This window comes from Aliihoeflea sp. PC F10.4 (assembly GCF_054612275.1).
Window position 1 is genome coordinate 2,291,351 of the sequence record NZ_JBTSWH010000001.1, and the last position, 16,395, is coordinate 2,307,745.

Annotated in this window: 18 protein-coding genes; all 18 read right to left on the bottom strand. The window is 62.2% G+C overall.

The genetic code is table 11. From position 1 onward, the window contains the following. Positions 1–87 precede the first annotated feature (87 nt). Positions 88–1,629: a Do family serine endopeptidase gene (locus tag ACX82Z_RS11675; protein WP_459588934.1), complete on the bottom strand. Its 1,542-nt coding sequence runs from the start codon at positions 1,627–1,629 to the stop codon at positions 88–90. Between the two features lie 133 nt (positions 1,630–1,762). Continuing rightward, the gene (locus ACX82Z_RS11680) at positions 1,763–2,200 is read right to left on the bottom strand and encodes a cytochrome c-type biogenesis protein (protein WP_459911711.1); all 438 of its coding nucleotides are present in this window, start codon (positions 2,198–2,200) and stop codon (positions 1,763–1,765) included. A gap of 17 nt (positions 2,201–2,217) precedes the next feature. Continuing rightward, entirely contained in the window at positions 2,218–4,209 is a 1,992-nt protein-coding gene (locus ACX82Z_RS11685; RefSeq protein ID WP_459588936.1) for a heme lyase CcmF/NrfE family subunit, read from the bottom strand. Between the two features lie 7 nt (positions 4,210–4,216). Continuing rightward, the gene (gene ccmE / locus ACX82Z_RS11690) at positions 4,217–4,657 is read right to left on the bottom strand and encodes a cytochrome c maturation protein CcmE (protein ID WP_459911713.1); all 441 of its coding nucleotides are present in this window, start codon (positions 4,655–4,657) and stop codon (positions 4,217–4,219) included. A gap of 7 nt (positions 4,658–4,664) precedes the next feature. Continuing rightward, a complete protein-coding gene (ccmI, locus tag ACX82Z_RS11695) occupies positions 4,665–5,741 on the bottom strand; it encodes a c-type cytochrome biogenesis protein CcmI (RefSeq protein ID WP_459588938.1) in 1,077 nt (358 codons plus the stop codon). A gap of 81 nt (positions 5,742–5,822) precedes the next feature. Then, entirely contained in the window at positions 5,823–6,269 is a 447-nt protein-coding gene (locus ACX82Z_RS11700) for a hypothetical protein (RefSeq protein WP_459588940.1), read from the bottom strand. An 83-nt stretch (positions 6,270–6,352) separates the two neighbouring features. Next, positions 6,353–7,768 carry an ATP-binding protein gene (locus tag ACX82Z_RS11705; protein ID WP_459588941.1) on the bottom strand — a complete coding sequence of 472 codons (1,416 nt, stop codon included), beginning with the start codon at positions 7,766–7,768 and terminating at the stop codon, positions 6,353–6,355. Positions 7,769–7,775: 7 nt separating this feature from the next. Further along, positions 7,776–8,441 carry a response regulator transcription factor gene (locus ACX82Z_RS11710; protein WP_459588943.1) on the bottom strand — a complete coding sequence of 222 codons (666 nt, stop codon included), beginning with the start codon at positions 8,439–8,441 and terminating at the stop codon, positions 7,776–7,778. 35 nt (positions 8,442–8,476) lie between these two features. Further along, entirely contained in the window at positions 8,477–8,773 is a 297-nt protein-coding gene (locus ACX82Z_RS11715; protein ID WP_459588945.1) for a hypothetical protein, read from the bottom strand. Between the two features lie 66 nt (positions 8,774–8,839). Then, complete coding sequence (locus ACX82Z_RS11720) at positions 8,840–9,046, bottom strand: hypothetical protein (protein WP_459588946.1); 207 nt, start codon at positions 9,044–9,046, stop codon at positions 8,840–8,842. 11 nt (positions 9,047–9,057) lie between these two features. Continuing rightward, on the bottom strand, positions 9,058–12,918 hold the full coding sequence (locus tag ACX82Z_RS11725; protein WP_459588948.1) for a baseplate multidomain protein megatron: 3,861 nt from the start codon (positions 12,916–12,918) through the stop codon (positions 9,058–9,060). A gap of 12 nt (positions 12,919–12,930) precedes the next feature. Then, positions 12,931–13,353 (bottom strand): NlpC/P60 family protein, encoded by a 423-nt coding sequence (locus ACX82Z_RS11730; protein ID WP_459588949.1) that lies wholly within the window; start codon positions 13,351–13,353, stop codon positions 12,931–12,933. Then, entirely contained in the window at positions 13,350–14,183 is an 834-nt protein-coding gene (locus ACX82Z_RS11735) for a DUF2163 domain-containing protein (RefSeq protein ID WP_459588951.1), read from the bottom strand. The genes ACX82Z_RS11730 and ACX82Z_RS11735 overlap by 4 nt, the downstream gene beginning before the upstream one ends. Then, positions 14,180–14,815 (bottom strand): phage distal tail protein, Rcc01695 family, encoded by a 636-nt coding sequence (locus ACX82Z_RS11740; RefSeq protein ID WP_459588952.1) that lies wholly within the window; start codon positions 14,813–14,815, stop codon positions 14,180–14,182. Before ACX82Z_RS11740 ends, ACX82Z_RS11735 begins: the two co-directional genes overlap by 4 nt. Before the next feature lie 4 nt (positions 14,816–14,819). Beyond that, positions 14,820–15,395, bottom strand: a complete 576-nt coding sequence (locus tag ACX82Z_RS11745) for a phage tail tape measure protein (RefSeq protein WP_459588953.1) — start codon at positions 15,393–15,395, stop codon at positions 14,820–14,822. A 14-nt stretch (positions 15,396–15,409) separates the two neighbouring features. After that, on the bottom strand, positions 15,410–15,616 hold the full coding sequence (locus ACX82Z_RS11750) for a rcc01693 family protein (protein WP_459588955.1): 207 nt from the start codon (positions 15,614–15,616) through the stop codon (positions 15,410–15,412). After that, the gene (locus tag ACX82Z_RS11755; protein WP_459588956.1) at positions 15,613–15,945 is read right to left on the bottom strand and encodes a gene transfer agent family protein; all 333 of its coding nucleotides are present in this window, start codon (positions 15,943–15,945) and stop codon (positions 15,613–15,615) included. Before ACX82Z_RS11755 ends, ACX82Z_RS11750 begins: the two co-directional genes overlap by 4 nt. Then, on the bottom strand, positions 15,942–16,358 hold the full coding sequence (locus ACX82Z_RS11760) for a phage major tail protein, TP901-1 family (protein WP_459588958.1): 417 nt from the start codon (positions 16,356–16,358) through the stop codon (positions 15,942–15,944). The genes ACX82Z_RS11755 and ACX82Z_RS11760 overlap by 4 nt, the downstream gene beginning before the upstream one ends. Between the last annotated feature and the right edge of the window lie 37 nt (positions 16,359–16,395).

Genomic DNA, 16,395 nt, shown 5'->3' on the forward strand with positions numbered 1-16,395 from the left:
GGAACCGGCTCTAACTTGAACGTCTGCCGGTCCCTCGTCCAGCCATCCGCGTCAAACGGAGTACCGAAATCCGCGAGGCCTTACCGGTCAGCCCTGCGCGATCGGCAGCGCCACGAAGTGGTTCGTGTTATCACGGCTGACCTGTATCAGAACGGCATTGCGGCCGGCCTGTTCGGCAGATGCGACGGCCTTGGCGACATCCTGCTGGGAATGCACCTCCTGCGAATTCACGGCAGAGATGACATCGCCGGGCTGAATACCGCGGTCGGCTGCCGAACTATCGGGATCGACGTTGGTGACAAGTAGTCCGTTGCCGTCTTCGGCCGGAACCACCGTCAGGCCGAGATCGGCAAGGCCGACTTCGCCGGACGGCGACTGCTGGGATTGCGACGGATCGATCGAGGCGACCTGATCATCGCCCGGCAATGTGCCGAGAGTGACCTTCATCTCCTGCGTTTCGCCGTTACGCCAGACATCGACCGTTGCTGTGTCTCCGGGCGTCAGATCGCCGACCGCGCGGGCAAGTTCACGCGGCGAGGTGACGTTCGTGCCATTGACCGAGGTGACAACGTCGCCAGCCTTGATGCCGGCAGCCAAAGCAGGACCGTTGGCCTGCGCTTCGCTGATGAGGGCGCCATGCGCGTCCTTGAGACCGAGAGATTCGGCGATCTCCTGCGTCACGGGCTGAATCTGCACGCCAAGCCAGCCGCGCGTGACGGAGCCATTGTCGATCAGGCTCTTTACGACGGTTTCGGCAGTCGTAGACGGGATCGCGAAGGCGATGCCGACATTGCCGCCCGACGGCGAGAAGATCGCGGTGTTGATGCCGACGACCTGACCGTTGAGGTTGAAGGCAGGGCCGCCCGAGTTGCCGCTGTTGACGGCAGCATCGATTTGGAGGAAGTCGTCATAGGGGCCGGCGCCGATATCGCGACCGCGAGCCGAGACGATGCCGGCAGTCACGCTGCCGCCAAGGCCGAACGGATTGCCGACCGCGACCACCCACTCGCCGACGCGTACGTTGTTATCGTCCGCGAAGGACACATAGGTGAACTTGTGATCGGGTTCGTTGACCTTGAGAACCGCAAGATCGGTGCGCGGGTCGGTGCCGACGAGATCGGCGGGCAGTTCGGTTCCGTCATTGAGAACGACGGTATAGGAAGTGCCGGCCGAAACGACGTGATTGTTGGTGACCACATAGCCATCTTCGGAGATGAAGAAGCCGGACCCCTGCGCAGCCGGATGCATGCGTTCGGTATGATCGCGCTGTTCGCCACCGTTCGGGATTTGACGTTCACCGAACTGACGCAGGAAGCGGCTCAGCGGATGGTCGGGAGGCAGATTATCGAGGCCAGGAATGTTGGACTGGCCGCCGAACTGGTTGTTGGCGACAGGAGCCAGATCGGACGAGACGCGCACCGAAACGACGGCGGGCGAGACCTGCTCGACGACATCGGCGAAGCCGGGATTTTGCTGCGCCTGGCTGAGATGGACAGCTTCGGCGTTGACGGGAAGCGTTCCGGTTGCAACTGCGCCGAAGCCGATCGCACCAGCAATCGCCAAGGACGCTGCCGCAGCGGCAAGTCGGCGCTTGCTCGTCTTGAGGGGAGAATTGCGGGTGGTTTCCATTTTTGCAAACCCTTGTGAAAATTTCTCGGTGCGTGATTGCACCGTTCTCACAAGAGATAAGGCTACCCACATTACGGCGCTCTTTCCGGCGCATGAAACTTTCGTAACCCGCCGGATCCTACGCCTCGATCGCTTATTCGGAGCGCTTGAGAATATCGTCGAGCTTGCGCGCTTCGGCGTCGCTCAACGCGGCCCCGCTCGCCTTGCGGCGCCTTGCGGACAAAATGAGGAACCCACCGCCGACACCTAAAAGCAGAACGGGTGTTGCCCACAAGAGCGCATTGCGCGCTGTGAGCGTCGGTCGCAACAAAACGAATTCGCCGTAACGCGAAACGACGTAGTCCATGACGGCTTCGTCGCTGTCGCCCGCCGCGATGCGCTCGCGCACGAGAACGCGCAGGTCGCGCGCGAGCTCGGCGTCGGAATCGTCGATCGACTGGTTCTGGCAAACCATGCAGCGTAGTTCTGCAGACAGCGCGCGGGCACGCGCCTCGAGCGCAGGATCGTCCAGCATTTCGTGCGGAGCCATGACCGCTTGTGCGGTCGTGACCGACAGAAGCAGGCACATCATCCCGATCAGCCGGACAATCACGTCGCCACCTCGACCGGTTGGATCGGCTTTGCCCGCTTGGCAGAAGGCGCGCCAACCCGCAGTCGCCGGTCGAGCAGCGAGACACCGCCGCCAAGCATCATGAACACGCAGCCGATCCAGATGAACAGCACCTGCGGCTTCCACCAGGCGCGAACGACGACACCGCCGTCCGGGGCGCGATCGCCAAGCGCGATATAAAGCTGGCTGAAGCCGCGCGAGGCGATGCCCGCCTCTGTCGTCGGCATCTGCCGCGCGGGATAGAAGCGCTTGGACGATACAACCTCGCCGCGCTCACGGCCCGAACGGTCGGTATAGGTGAACCGGCCCTGTTCCTCAGTGAAATTCGGCCCCTCAAACGGCGCGAGCCCGTCAAAGCGCAGTTCGTAACCACCGACTTCCATCGTATCGCCGGGCTGCATGACCGCGATCCGCTCGATTTCCAGCGTACTGACCGTCACGATGCCGAGCGTCGTCAGGCCAAGTCCCGCATGGGCGAGCGCAGTGCCGAAGACCGAGCGTGGAAGGCCGATGAAACGCCGGAACATGACTGATGGCGACGCCTTGCCGATGCCTGCCTTCAGAGCGAGATCCGTCAGCGCACCGAAGATCAGCCAGAACGCGACCGCGACACCAAAGGCAGCGACGATGCTGATCCGATCGACCATGAAAAGCGTGACGAGAGCGATCAGAAGCGCAAGCGCGAACGCGACGAACAAACGTTGACTCACCGCATAAAGATCGCCGCGTTTCCATGCCAAAAGCGGCCCGAACGGAACAGCCAGAAGCAGCGGAACGATCAGCGGCCCGAATGTCATATTGAAGAAGGGCGGTCCGACCGAAACCTTCTCGCCGGTAACAGCCTCGACGAGCAGCGGCCAGAGCGTGCCGAGTAGCACCGTCGCGGCAGCGGTCGTCAGGAACAGATTGTTGAGAACCAGCCCGCCTTCGCGCGAGATGGGGTGGAAAATGCCGCCGGATGCCAGCGACGACGCCCGGAAGGCGAACAGGGTGAGCGATCCGCCGATGAAGGCGATCAGGATCATCAGGATGAAAACGCCGCGCGTCGGATCGGTCGCAAACGCATGCACCGAGGTCAGCACGCCCGAACGCACAAGGAACGTACCCAGCAGCGACAGAGAGAAGGTCAGGATGGCGAGTAGCACCGTCCAGATCTTCAAGGCGGAACGCTTTTCCATCACGATTGCGGAATGCAGAAGTGCGGTACCGGAGAGCCAGGGAAGGAAGGAGGCGTTTTCGACCGGGTCCCAGAACCACCAGCCACCCCAACCGAGTTCGTAATAAGCCCAGTAGGAACCCATCGCGATGCCGCCCGTGAGCGTGGCCCAGGCGGCGAGCGTCCACGGGCGCACCCACCGCGCCCACGCCGCGTCGATCCGCCCCTCGATCAATGCCGCGACCGCAAATGAAAAGCAGATCGAAAAGCCGACATAACCCAGATAAAGCAGCGGCGGATGGATCGCGAGGCCGATGTCCTGAAGGATCGGGTTGAGGTCGCGTCCCTCGATCGGCGGCGGCGTGATGCGAACGAACGGGTTCGACGACGCCAGGACGAAGAGCAGGAAGGCTGCTGCAATCATGCCCTGCACGGCGAGGACGTTCGCGCGCAACGTGGCAGGAAGGTTCGATCCGAAAAGCGCCACGAGGGCCGCGAACGTCGCGAGTATCAAGATCCACAGGAGCATCGAGCCTTCGTGATTGCCCCAGACGCCGGTGATCTTGAACAGCATTGGCTTCAGCGAATGGGAGTTCTCCCAGACATTCGCCACCGAAAAATCGGACTGCACATATGCGACCGTCAGCGCGGCGAAGGAGAGTGCGACCAGGCCGAAGATCGCGAGTGACGCAGGTTCGGCAACCGACATCAGGCGCTGATCGCCGATGCGCGCGCCGATGATCGGTACGATCGACAGCACCAGCGAAAGCGCAAAAGCCAGAACAAGCGCGAAATGTCCGATTTCGACGATCATGCGCGCCTCAATTCTCGTCTTGCCAGATGCCACGCGCCTTCATGCTGTCAGCAACCTCGCGCGGCATGTAGTTTTCATCGTGGCGAGCAAGAACCGTGTCGGCCACGAAACGACCGGATGCATCGAATGCGCCTTCGGTGATCACACCCTGCTCTTCCCGGAAAAGGTCCGGCAGAATGCCACTATACGACACGGTTACGGTTTCGATCTGGTCGGTCACCGTGAAGCTGACATCCGTGCCGCCGGCCCGATCGATAGACCCCGTTGCGACGAGACCACCGAGCCGGATACGCTCGCCCGGCGCAACGCCGCCGCGCTCTACCAGATCAGCCGGGGTGTAGAAATAGGACGCCTTTTGGCCGAGTGCGAAAAGCGTCAGCGTCGTCGCCAACGTCAGAAAGGCCAATGCCCCTCCGATCATCGCCAGTCGCTTCTTCTTTCGTGTCATCGCCATATCAGTCTTCCACATTCAGTCCGAGCGAAAGCCCGTAAGCGGCCAGATGACCAGCCTCTGGCGAATTTGCTCCGAACGCCGCCCGCGCACGATCCAGCGCATCCTGCGCGTCGTTTTCGCGCTCGAGAACCATGTATGAATGGATCAGCCGTTGCCAGCCATCGACATCATCGTGATTGGCAGCAAGGCGCGCCGCCAGCCCGCCTACCATACCTTCGATCATTTGCGCCTGATCAGCTTCGACCTGCGGTGCCGCCTCCACTTCGTTCATCGCCTGCGCGATTACGCTGCGCCAGGGTGATTCCTCAGGCAGGTCTCCTACGATCTGACGCCAGAGTTCCTCGGCCCTTTGCCGTTCGCCGGCCTGTGCCAGAGCGAGCCCGGTAAAATAGCGACTGCGAATATTTGCCGGCTCGATCTCGATCGCCTGTGAAAAGAGGCTCTGCGCCTCCTCCGTCACACGCCCGCTTGCCGCAGCCGTCAGCGCCTCGCCCTGCCCCGTCAGCCGTCCAGCCGTCGGTGCATCGAGACGAATAGCGTTCGCGAATGCCGCCGCCGCGTCGTCGAAGCGGCCAAATCGCAGATAAATGGGTGCCAGAACATCCCAGCCACGTGCATCATCGGGATTGGCGGCCAGATGCGTTTCTGCACGTGCGATGAGCTCTTCGGGAGATTGCTGGGAAGGATCGCGATCGAGCCGCGCCTGCAAGGGCTGACCGGGATAGTCCGGCGAACCGGTGGCAGCATAAAGCCCCCAACTGACCAGCGGCAGGGAGAGCACGGCAATCGCGCCGACCCACCTTCCAAGCGCCCGGGAAGAATTTGCCTCGGCTTCATTGTCGGAAGTTTCGGACACGCGGATAATCTTGCGCCCGATTTCCGCGCGCGCCATGTCGGCTTCGCCGTCCTCGATCAGACCGCGCGCACGATCCCTGTCGATCTCGCGAAGCTGATCCTTGTAAACCTCGAGTTCATAGTCGCGGCTGCTGAGCACGCCTGCGCGATCCCGCGCCAGAGGCGCGAGCAGCAACAGGCAGACGGCAAATGTCATGGCCGCGACGACGATCCAGAAAAGCATGCCCGTTCCTATCGGCTGTCATGCCGAATGCCAATCGCGAGGCGATGCGGCCTTTCGTATCGGCCTTACGCCGGCCGAAGGTCACACAAGCGGGGTCCAGCTTCCGTCGTCATTACGGCACGCAGTACCTCTGGCGACCCGCTCGGCACCGTTTTGATTCACGGTGTGCGTGTATTGGCGGCAGTTCTGAGAGCCGACACGGTAAGGAGCCGCGGCGATAACCTGCCCCGACAGACGCCCGCTGCCCTGCCACGCCACCGGTTGTCCGGATGCCGTGTATTCGAGCGCGCGATACTCCGCTTCCAGCGCCCGCTGGCTATCCGAGTGATCGAGGTCTCTGCCCAGCGACCGCCCGATCAGTCCGCCAGCCATCGCTTCCGCGATATCGGCCGACATTGGCTGAGCCGCGCGTGTGCCCAAGGGACCGGTAAAGGCCCCGACCAGCGCCGACCCGCCGCCCGAGGCGGAAGACATGCATCCGGCCAGCAACAGCGTTGCGACCGCTACTCCTGCAAATCGAAAGATCATCGACGAAACAAGATCCTGTTTAAAAAGTGCTTGCGCGTGCCTTTAAGCTAGGGTCTTGGCCGAACTTTGTCATCGGGGCGACATCATAGATCGCCGCGTTCATGGTGCTGGCGTTGCAAACGGATCACGGCCTTGAGACCTCCAAGCTCCGAACGCGACAGTTCGAAATCGCCGCCATATTCCCTGACGAGGTCGGAAACGATCGCCAGTCCGAGGCCCGTTCCAGGTTTCGTTTCATCCAGCCGTTGCCCGCGCTTCATTGCCAGCTTCGCCTGATCGTCGGGAATGCCCGGCCCATCATCCTCGATTTTGACGATGAATTCCTGCCGTTCGTCAGCATCCGTGCGCCGAACCGAAACAGATACGGCCGAAAGCCCCCATTTCGTCGCGTTTTCGAGAAGGTTGCCGACGAGTTCCTCGAAATCCTCTTTCTCGCCGCTGAATATGATCTCCTCGTCGGGAGCCTCGAGCGAAATGTCGAGATGCCGATTCAGCTTGGCCAGCACCCGAACGAGCCTTTCCAGCGTGGCAACGACGGGTGTGCGGAAAAGAATACTGTCACGTTGCGCGGCGACGCGCGCGCGCTGCAGGTAATGTTCCACCTGCGACTGCATCGCAGTTGCCTGACCGACTATCAGATCGCCTTTCTGCCCGCCCATCGCCGATCCTTCATTGAGAAGCACTGCCAGTGGCGTCTTGAGTGAGTGCGCAAGATTTCCGACCTGCGTCCTTGAGCGCTCGACGATGCGCCGGTTGCTTTCGATCAGAGCGTTCGTTTCATCGGCAAGCGGCGCGATCTCTGCGGGAAAACGCCCATCAAGCCGCGTTGCGCTGCCCGACCTTATATCGGCAAGTGCACGGCGCACGCGTGACAAAGGCCGCAGTCCAAGCCAGATGGCGATGGCATTGATGGCGATCATGCCGACCCCGAACAAAGCCAGATAAAAATAAAGCTGGCGCTCGAAATCGGCGATTTCCTCCTCAAGTTCCGATCGGTTTCCCATGACACGAAACCGGCCGACGCGGTCGGCGTCGTCGAGCACGAACTCGCTTTCAAAAACGTCGAGCAATTCACCGTTCAGCCCGACCGTTGTGTAGCGGCGCTGAAAGTCACGGTCGAAAGGCACCGCGTCCGTCGAAGGCGCTTCAATCGCCTGGACCATGGAAATCGACTGAAGAGATCCGCGCAGTCCTTCCGAAATCGGCTCGACGGACCAGTACCAGCCCGAACGCGGAATCGTAAAACGCAGATCGCCCAGGTTTGGCGCACCCTGAAGCCAGCCATCATCCGTTACGCTCACGGTGCTGATGAGATTGAACAAATGCGCCGACAATAGGCTTTCAAAGCCGCGTTCGCTCGCCTGACGAAACAAAGTGGAGATGACGGTCGCGATAATGATGAGCGTCAGCAACGCCCACAATGTCGAGAACGCGATGACGCGTACGGTGAGCGAGCCAAGGCGCAGACGGCGCGGGATCATCGAGGCGGTCGTTGCCATCGCCCTGTCACGATGCGGGTTCGCGCATGCGATATCCCATGCCGCGCACCGTCTCGATCATGTCGACGCCGAGCTTCTTTCGTAGCCGCCCGACGAAGACTTCGATCGTATTGGAATCCCGGTCGAAATCCTGATCGTAAAGATGCTCGACAAGTTCGGTGCGCGAGACCACCTCGTCCATGTGGTGCATCAAATATGCAAGCAGCCGAAATTCGTGCGAGGTCAGGCGTAGCGGCACGCCGTCGAGATCGGCTTTGGAGGATTTCGTGTCGAGACGCAGCGGCCCGCAAGAAATCTCCGAAGATGCGTGCCCGGCCGCGCGCCGAATGAGAGCGCGAAGACGCGCCAGCACTTCCTCGATGTGAAACGGCTTGGCGACATAGTCGTCCGCGCCCGCATCGATCCCGGCGACCTTGTCGCTCCAGCGATCGCGTGCGGTGAGCATCAGAACGGGCATCTTGCGCCCGTCGCGCCGCCACCGTTCGATGACGCTGATGCCGTCCATCTGCGGCAGTCCGATATCGAGGATTACGGCGTCATAAGGCTCGGTATCGCCGAGAAAATGCCCTTCCTCGCCATCATATGCAAGATCGACGACATAGCCGGCATCGACCAGCGCCTCGCTGACCTGCCGGTTCAAGTCCTTGTCGTCTTCAACGACCAGTATGCGCATTTTGTACGTCCCGTCCCTGGCGAATCGAAGTGAAGTTACATGGGCACGACGAATTCGGCACGACGGGGGCGTTGGCCGTCCTGACCGGGCACAAGTACCACGATCACGCACACCCTTTGCCCGCCGCGTTCCTCCGGTGTCGCCATGGCAAGCGTCCCGCCATTTTGCGCAGCGATCTGCTGACCGATGGCGTAACAGTCGCCCTGCACGAGTTGCGCGCGCTCAGGCGTTGCCGGGATCGCAGGAAGCGACGGCAGGGAAGACGCCGGAGCGACAGCGCCCCAGGTCATCAGGGCAGCCAGTGCCAGAGTGAGGATGTGCGTGTGTTTCATGGATGACGTTTTATTACAGCACGGCTGAACATGAAATGAACGATGCTACGCGAATTGCGGCTACGATCAGCTTAGCCGGGTTTTCGCCGCCAGTCTGCCAAAGATCGCGACCAGTCCCGACACGGCCGCGACCGTCTGAAGAATGGTATCGGTCAATAAGGTAGTTTCGGCGGGATCGACCGGAACGCCGAGAGCAGCCGCGCCTGCACTTGCAACCGTCACGATGGATGCCCAGATCGTTCGCGACGCATACCAGGGCTTCATGATATCCATTTGTTTCTCCTTTAGTTGTTGAGTTGGAAGGTACGCGAAGCGGGAATGCCAGATCCCACGGCGCGGCTCATCTGGCTGACCTGTAGGACGATCTCCCCGCGACCGGCGATTTCGGCGGTCGGAACTTCCCATCGTGGCGCGGCAAGTTCAGCCGATGCGAACACGCCATCAGCGTCGCTCAGTTGCGCGGCGTAGCGCTCTTCGTCTTCGCCCAGTGGAATTTCAACTGCCAGCCAGCTATCCGCATCGATGCGCCCACGCCGGGTCCAGGCGAACTCGAAACCGCCGCTTTTCGATCGACAGCGCAGATGAACCGGCGAGAGCGGAAGAAGGGCACGAATGCCGCCAGCCTGCATAAAGGAAGTGGCGTAGCGATCGGACAAATCGTAACCGGTCGGGCCGCATCTCCAGTCAAGTTCGCGACCGATCTCGCCGGGCCGCAATCCGGCAGGCACGACCGTCCCATCGAGCAGGACGAATCTCGCGCCCACATCTACTCCGGCAGCAAGCGCGTCTTCGGTGCCGAGTTGGCCGCGCAGCAGTTGCGACAGGTTCCAGATGCCGGGCTGGATCTCATCTGCCGAAGCAAACTGGAAGACCTCCCACTGGCCGCTGGCGCTTTCCAGCGCCGCGGCGTTTGCACCGTCCAGCATGTCGACCGTCGTCACGGACTGGAGCGCGCCGGCACCCAGTTGCACGCGCAACGTCCCTGTACGATCGATCAACCCGCTCCTACCTGGCGGCGCGGCTTCGACAAGCCGGCCGATGCGTGCCGGGCTGTCGATCCGCGCCCGTGGCGCGAACCCGCTGCCGCCAGCATCCAGATGCAGTATTTGCGTGCGCCATGGCCGCGCTGTCGCCGCAACGTGCAACTGCGCCGATGCGTCCTCGCTTTCCGGCCCCATCGGCAGATCGAGCAAAACCGCGTCGGGCGGTCCCGGAACGAGCGGTGGCTGGCGTTGCGGCAGCGCAACGGGCTGCCAGCCCCCACTGGCCTTCACGCCGATCCGCCGCGCAACGACGCGCGCCGTCAGCCCCTCTTCCACCGCCTCGACGCGGTAGAGACGGTTGCCGCGACGGTCCGGCAATCGAATGATGCTGCCTGCATCGACCTTGCCCGGCTCGGCCGAAAAGCTGACGGTTTCGCGGCCGCGTCGTTGACGGTCAAGCCATTGGCTTGCAAGCCCTTGCGCCTGCCCTTCTTCCAAAGCACCTGGAAAGCCGAGCCGGGCGCGATGGTCGCTACCCCGCTCACCGGCGGTCGCGCGCTGTTGCGCAGCCTGATAATCAAGAAACGGATCGCGATAGGCGAGTTCGACCTCCCCAGGTACCTGCGTTGCAGCTTCCAGCGTCGTTTCGACCACGACTCCACCATCGTCGACGAGTTCGAGCAGATCGGTTTGTGGCAGGGCAATCCGCGCATCTTGAAACGTGACGACGCCGTTTCGCTCGATCACCGACAAGCCGAAAAGATCGACAAGCGGCTGTAAGGCAGCGCGCGCCGTACCGGGTTCATCGACTACATAGCCCGCAAGCGTATGATGAACATCCGAGATATCCGGCAGTGGCAGGCCGTGCCGAGCCATAACGGTTTCGATCAATGTCGCGACATCGACACCGCTTGCGCGCCCGTTCAGCCAATGGCCCAAAAGCCAATTCGCACCATCGGCCCACACGGACCCAAGGCCGGGGAATGCCGGAAACGGCCGTGCATCCCAAGCCCATACATAGAGCCTGTCGGGATCGACCATACGGCTCCCTTCAAGTTCGGCTGCCGGATTATGCATGTCATCGAAACGGGCGTTGCCCGGCTGCCAGACCGCGTGATGCGCCTCCAGATAACGCGCCGGCGCGACATCGTCGCGAAAGCCGTTTGAGAAATAGGGTGCGGCGTTCTCTGAGCTTTTCGGATCGGGGAAGACGTTCGGCTGGTTCGCCCCCTTGTCGATCGCCGGACAACCGATCTCGGTCATCCATATGGGCTTCGAGCGCGGCACCCATGCGGTGGGCTCTTCCATCTCGACGCCGCCGATCCGATTGAAATGGCGGTTTCCCCACCAGGATCGGATATCTTTGTATCGGAACACCCAACCTTTGCCATAAGTGCCATCGTTGATCGGCGTGCGGCTGCGCGCTATGCGATCCTCGATCGAAGCGTAATAGTAGTCGTACCCCTCGCCGCGCATGACGCCGGCAGCTAAGCCATTTCTGTCACAAGACGCTGTAAAACCGTCAGGATTGCTTCCGACTTCGTCCCCATCGCGCCAGTCCGACAATGGCATGTAGTTGTCGATACCGACTGCCGAGATGGCCGGATGCGCCCAAAGCGGATCGAGATGGAAAAACACGTCGCCCGATCCATCTGCCGGCTGGTGACCGAAATATTCGCTCCAGTCCGCGCCATAACTGATACGCGCCGCAGGCAGCATCGATGCGACCTCGCCGGCAAGCTCGCACAAAGTTTCGACGAACGGAAACCGGTTCGCGTCGTCGCGCAGCGTCGTCAGTCCCCTCAGCTCGGAGCCGAGCAGAAATGCATCGACGCCGCCGGCCCGCTGCGCCAGTCGCGCATAATGCAGAACGAGCCGGCGATACCCCCAATCATCTGGCCTCAGGCAACGCGCTCCCTGAGGTGTGGCTACGACGTCACCGGGTGCGACTGCGCCGACGAAATCTGCGACCGTCGGGCGTATTAGGTCCGATTTATCGGGCGATTGCGGCAATCCAGGTGCCGGACGGCAGGTAATGCGTCCACGCCAGGGATAAGGCGGCTGCGACGCGCTCCCATATGGGTCCGGCAACGTATTGCCTGCCGGAACGTCCATCATAATGAACGGATAAAGCGTGACGTTCAGCCCACGTCGCCTGATTTCCGCAATTGCGTCGATGACGGATTTGTCGCTCGGCGTGCCGCCGTATGCGGCTGCGGTTCCGACCGTGGAAACACGATAGGCCGATTGGCGGGACACGCCCGACACGTTCCAGTCCTGCGAAAACCCGGCCGGATTGTTCTGAGTCACGCCCGGCCGCACACGGCAGTTTTCCGCGCGCAGATCGTCGCCGAACCATGTCACGACCAGCGCGACATGCTTCAGGTTTGGAAACACGGCCTGCAACTCGTCGAGCGAAGCTGCGATATCGCTGCCGGCATGGAGCACATGCCGATTGACCGGGTCCGTCTGCCCGGGAAGGCCCCTGCGCGTGATTTCCGACGGTGACAACCCGTATTCCGTCGATCCCGGAATAAGACAGATGGCGCGCACATCCTTCTGGTAGCTTCCGACCGGCCGGATCACCTCGAACTGGAACTGCGGAAGCCGGTTGCCGAAATCTGCGACCGGGAACCGATCGAACACGACATAGGCGACCCCGCGATAGGCAGGCGCATGCTCCTGCCTTGCGGCAATCAGCGGATCGGGCAACTGGTCTTCGCCTCCGGTGTGGATGCGTATGTCGAACCGTTCGCGATCGATCTCGCGCCCGTCCGCCCAGATACGCCGCACGCCCGCAATCTCCCCCTCGCAAAGCGCGAATGCGGCGTTGGCGAAATAGCTGTAGGTCGTCGTTTTCGGCCCGCTGCCTTTTCCTCCCTGCCGCTCGGTGCGGCTTTCTTCCTCGAACCGGGTCGCCCAGATCAGGTTTCCGCTGATGCGCGCGGCGCCGTAGACCTGCGGCAGCGGCACGCCCTCCTCGGCCTGGAAGGGTCGCAGGGCCGAAAGGCGCGGACCTTCGAGCCGCTGCGTGCCGCTGATCAGTGCACGGTCGATGAGATAGCCGCCCATCGCACCGGCTGCCGAACCGATCGCAGCGCCGAACGCACCGAGATAACCGCCGAGGAACGTCCCGGCAGCCTGAAGAACGATAGTCGCCATCGAAACCCTCGATCAGGATGGAAAAATGAAGGCGGCAGCGATCCGCGATCGCCATGCAGGCACCAGCGGCGAGGCCGCAACCGAGTGGCCCTCGTAAGCATGAATCAGCATGTCGTTTTCAGCTGCAATGCCCAGATGCTTCGCCGGCAGATGATGTCGCCAGCGAAAGACGAGAAGGTCTCCTGGAGACGCCTCGCCCGGTTCGATCTCGGTCATGTGACGCCGTGCCGCCTCTACCAGCGGGTCGTCAGTCCGCGTTTCCGCCCAGTGAGCCGAATAGACAGGCAGGGTTTCCGGTTCGCATCCGTACAAAGCGCGCCATATTCCACGCACGAGCCCGAGACAATCGCATCCGACGCCCAGCCGCGAGCCTTGATGCCGGTAGGGCGTGCCGATCCAGCGCGCGGCCTCGGCGAGCACGTCGTCGCGCCTCATGGCACGAGCGCTCCGCCATCGAAGACGCCGTCTTCGCTGACGTAACCATAAGCCGCGTCGTTGCCAGGCAGATGCGGGAATCCGCGAAAGTTCTGCGTGTTGCCGAATTTTGCCGCGCACGTCGCAAAGGTTTTGTCGCACCCTGCAATGATGGTGAACGCCGTACCGATTTCGAATTCGCGATCCTCGCCGAGGCCAAGCAGGACGCCTGCGGTTCCCTTGCGATGCGCAACGACCTTGGCCGATATGTCGCCGACTGTCAGGCGACCGGCCACAAACCAGCCCTCAGCGAAACCATCCAGCCCGGCGACAATGAATGTCCTGTCGCCTTGCCGTGAGACGATCGTGCCGTTCGCCATCATCGCTCCGGAAAGATTTGCCCTGCATCGTGCGTCACCGAGTTCGGCATCGCAGCTTCGCCGCAGATAACGTCCGGCTGGACGGTCGAGATTTCGGGTCAGGCTTTCGAGTTCGGCAACGAGCGTTCCGTCGCGGCGAATGATCTTGCCGATCGCGGAAACGCGGATCAGCTTCGCAGCCGACGCATCGCGCCAGTCGGCACGAAACGTCTCCACCTTCGCGCCGTCGAACAGCCCGGCATCGATATCCTCTTCGGACAAACGGGCGGACGAAAGCGCGCCCTCGATTTCCGCCGTATCGACCGCGAGCCCAAGCGATGCCTGCGCCTCGCTTTGCGTGAAGCCCGACTGCGGCTCGAAACGGGTGCCCTGAAAATCAACCGCCTTGTCGTGGTCGGTAAATCCGAGAACGTCACCGCTCTTCAAAGTCACGCGCCAACAAAAGCACAGCGTGGTCGCAACGTCCGTCATGGAAACACCTCCACGATCGGGATTGTCGGGATCTGCCCGGCCTTGAAGGACGACAGGCTGATTTCGAGCCTCTCGGCGTCGAAGCGGGCGGCGATGTCGAACAGATACCCGGCCGAGACGACGGCATTCACCGCCGGCGGTTCGGCCAAGCTGACCTCACCCATCAATACGTCCACCTCGAATGCATTCGGATCGAGCGCAAACCCATTGACAGCAACGCTTACCGATCCTGCAACGGGAAGCACGATGTCGCGGAGATAGGCGTCCGCTCCCTCTCCATATGCCTTGGTCAATTGGAACCGCGTTTCCTCGCCGTCACTGATGCCGATCGTCTGGTCGTTCGCTGACGGTTCGATGCCTGGTCCGCAGGAGCGGTGATCGAACGGGTCTCGAAACCGGAAAGCATGAAACGCACCGCGCCGCGCTTCGAAGAACGCGACGATCTCGGAAAGATCGTCAAGCGCGCGCACACCCGTTCCTGCATCGAAACGGCGGCGCGAGCGGCTTTGCCGCAGGTTTCGGCGTTCCTGCCCCGATGTCATCGTCACGATTTCGACGCGGCGTTCCGGCCCGCCCGTCGCGCCGAACGAAATCGCGGTTGGAAACCGCACGTCGTGAAAGCTTTCCATCATCACCTCACATGCCCCGCGCGCCGCGCGTGACGGCCCTCGCCAGCATGCCGGTGATCTGCGCTTCCGATTTGCGGAACGACGCTGCGTCGTTTGCCGTCACGTTAAAGACGACATTCACGCCGCCGCCACCGCCGCTTGCGGCCACCCCCAGCCGTCCGTCGGCGGATCGCTGCAAGGGCAAGATCGCCTCTGCGCCGGCCTCGCCCATCAATCCGGTCTGCCGTCCCATTGGAAAAAGGGTCGGGCTGGAAACGACACCTCCCTGCGCGAACGGCGTGATTGATCCCGGCACACCGCCTTTGGCGAACGGCATGATGCCGCGCAGTCCGCCCAAAATGCCCGACAGTGCGCCCGACGCGATCCCGCCCAGCGGCTTCAGGCCTTGGCTTAGCGCCATGCCGGCAAGGTTGAGGCCGATCCGGCGCAATATATCGTCGAGCGATCGCCCGCTGACCGTCGCCGAGCGCAGAGCCCCGCTCAACTGGTCGCCGAAGCGGGACGACAGCTTTTCGAGATTGGAAAGAGCCGCAGCGAACGGCGCCGTATCGGCGTCGATCGACACGGTGAACTTGTCGTCCATCGATGAAGCACTCCTCAAATATCAGGAAACCGGGCCATCAGAGCCCGCAGATCGTCACGTTCCAGCGTCGGGGTCCGCTTGCGTGCGATCCCCGCGCAAAAGGCGAATTCGCGCGGCGTCATCGCCCAGAATTGCGCCGGGTCCAGCCGCAGCAGGCCAAGGCCGGTTTCCAGAACATCGTCCCAGGGAAACCAGCTCGTCGGCTCTGCTGCGGCGGTCAAGGGTTTGCGGCGGCCTGCTCCCCGCCGAACGTGGCCGTCAGAAGCTCCGAGACGATGGTAGCGAAACCGGTCACTCCGTCATCATGCCGCATGGCAAGCACATCGTCGTCGGATACGCCGCTGCCCGCCCCGCGCAGCCCCGCGCCGATGACCGTCGCCATATCGCCCGCCGAGAGCCGCCCTTCTGTGAAACGTTCCACAAGCGCGCCAAGATCGCGCGCTTCGAAGCGCGTTTCCAGTTCGGCAAGCGCCCCGAGCGTCAGGCAAAGTCGCCAATCGCGTCCATCGAGCTTCCCGACGATCTCACCTCTTCGATGGTTCGCGTTCATGCGGCCTCCGAAAAGGTCAGTGCCCCGGCCGATTCCAGCGCGGCCTCGAAGGTCACTTCGCCGTCATGGCTGCCTGCATATTCCAGTGCGGTGATCTGAAATGCGCCCTCTATCACGCCGAAGCTGGGGATCGCGAGTTGCCAGGTCGAGATTGCGCTTTGAAAGAAGCGTTCGCGCAAGAGCGCATCCGAATTCTGGTCTTTGAAGATGCCCGAGCCGCTTACCGAAGCGCGCTGGACGCCCGCGCCGGCCAGAAGTTCGCGCCAGCGGCCCGCCGAATCCGCATTGGTCACGTCGACCGTTTCGGAGTTGAAAGCGAGCCGCTTGGTCCGAAGACCGGCGATCGTGACGAACACGCCCTGCCCGTTCGGGTCGAGCTTCAGCAATAGGTCCTTGCCCTTTTGAGCAACCATGATGGTCTCCAGGTGAAGAAATTGACGATGTGGTGAG

Excerpts from the sequence above, each read along its gene's own strand:
- ACX82Z_RS11720 (WP_459588946.1), bottom strand. The coding sequence starts at position 9,046 with ATGGATATCATGAAGCCCTGGTATGCGTCGCGAACGATCTGGGCATCC.
- ACX82Z_RS11755 (WP_459588956.1), bottom strand. The coding sequence starts at position 15,945 with ATGAACGCGAACCATCGAAGAGGTGAGATCGTCGGGAAGCTCGATGGA.
- ACX82Z_RS11760 (WP_459588958.1), bottom strand. The coding sequence starts at position 16,358 with ATGGTTGCTCAAAAGGGCAAGGACCTATTGCTGAAGCTCGACCCGAAC.
- ACX82Z_RS11710 (WP_459588943.1), bottom strand. The coding sequence starts at position 8,441 with ATGCGCATACTGGTCGTTGAAGACGACAAGGACTTGAACCGGCAGGTC.
- ACX82Z_RS11675 (WP_459588934.1), bottom strand. The coding sequence starts at position 1,629 with ATGGAAACCACCCGCAATTCTCCCCTCAAGACGAGCAAGCGCCGACTT.
- ACX82Z_RS11730 (WP_459588949.1), bottom strand. The coding sequence starts at position 13,353 with ATGAGGCGCGACGACGTGCTCGCCGAGGCCGCGCGCTGGATCGGCACG.
- ACX82Z_RS11725 (WP_459588948.1), bottom strand. The coding sequence starts at position 12,918 with ATGGCGACTATCGTTCTTCAGGCTGCCGGGACGTTCCTCGGCGGTTAT.
- ACX82Z_RS11700 (WP_459588940.1), bottom strand. The coding sequence starts at position 6,269 with ATGATCTTTCGATTTGCAGGAGTAGCGGTCGCAACGCTGTTGCTGGCC.
- ACX82Z_RS11740 (WP_459588952.1), bottom strand. The coding sequence starts at position 14,815 with ATGATGGAAAGCTTTCACGACGTGCGGTTTCCAACCGCGATTTCGTTC.
- ACX82Z_RS11715 (WP_459588945.1), bottom strand. The coding sequence starts at position 8,773 with ATGAAACACACGCACATCCTCACTCTGGCACTGGCTGCCCTGATGACC.
- ACX82Z_RS11705 (WP_459588941.1), bottom strand. The coding sequence starts at position 7,768 with ATGGCAACGACCGCCTCGATGATCCCGCGCCGTCTGCGCCTTGGCTCG.
- ACX82Z_RS11745 (WP_459588953.1), bottom strand. The coding sequence starts at position 15,395 with ATGGACGACAAGTTCACCGTGTCGATCGACGCCGATACGGCGCCGTTC.
- ccmE (WP_459911713.1), bottom strand. The coding sequence starts at position 4,657 with ATGACACGAAAGAAGAAGCGACTGGCGATGATCGGAGGGGCATTGGCC.
- ACX82Z_RS11735 (WP_459588951.1), bottom strand. The coding sequence starts at position 14,183 with ATGACGGACGTTGCGACCACGCTGTGCTTTTGTTGGCGCGTGACTTTG.
- ccmI (WP_459588938.1), bottom strand. The coding sequence starts at position 5,741 with ATGCTTTTCTGGATCGTCGTCGCGGCCATGACATTTGCCGTCTGCCTG.
- ACX82Z_RS11680 (WP_459911711.1), bottom strand. The coding sequence starts at position 2,200 with ATGATGTGCCTGCTTCTGTCGGTCACGACCGCACAAGCGGTCATGGCT.
- ACX82Z_RS11685 (WP_459588936.1), bottom strand. The coding sequence starts at position 4,209 with ATGATCGTCGAAATCGGACATTTCGCGCTTGTTCTGGCTTTTGCGCTT.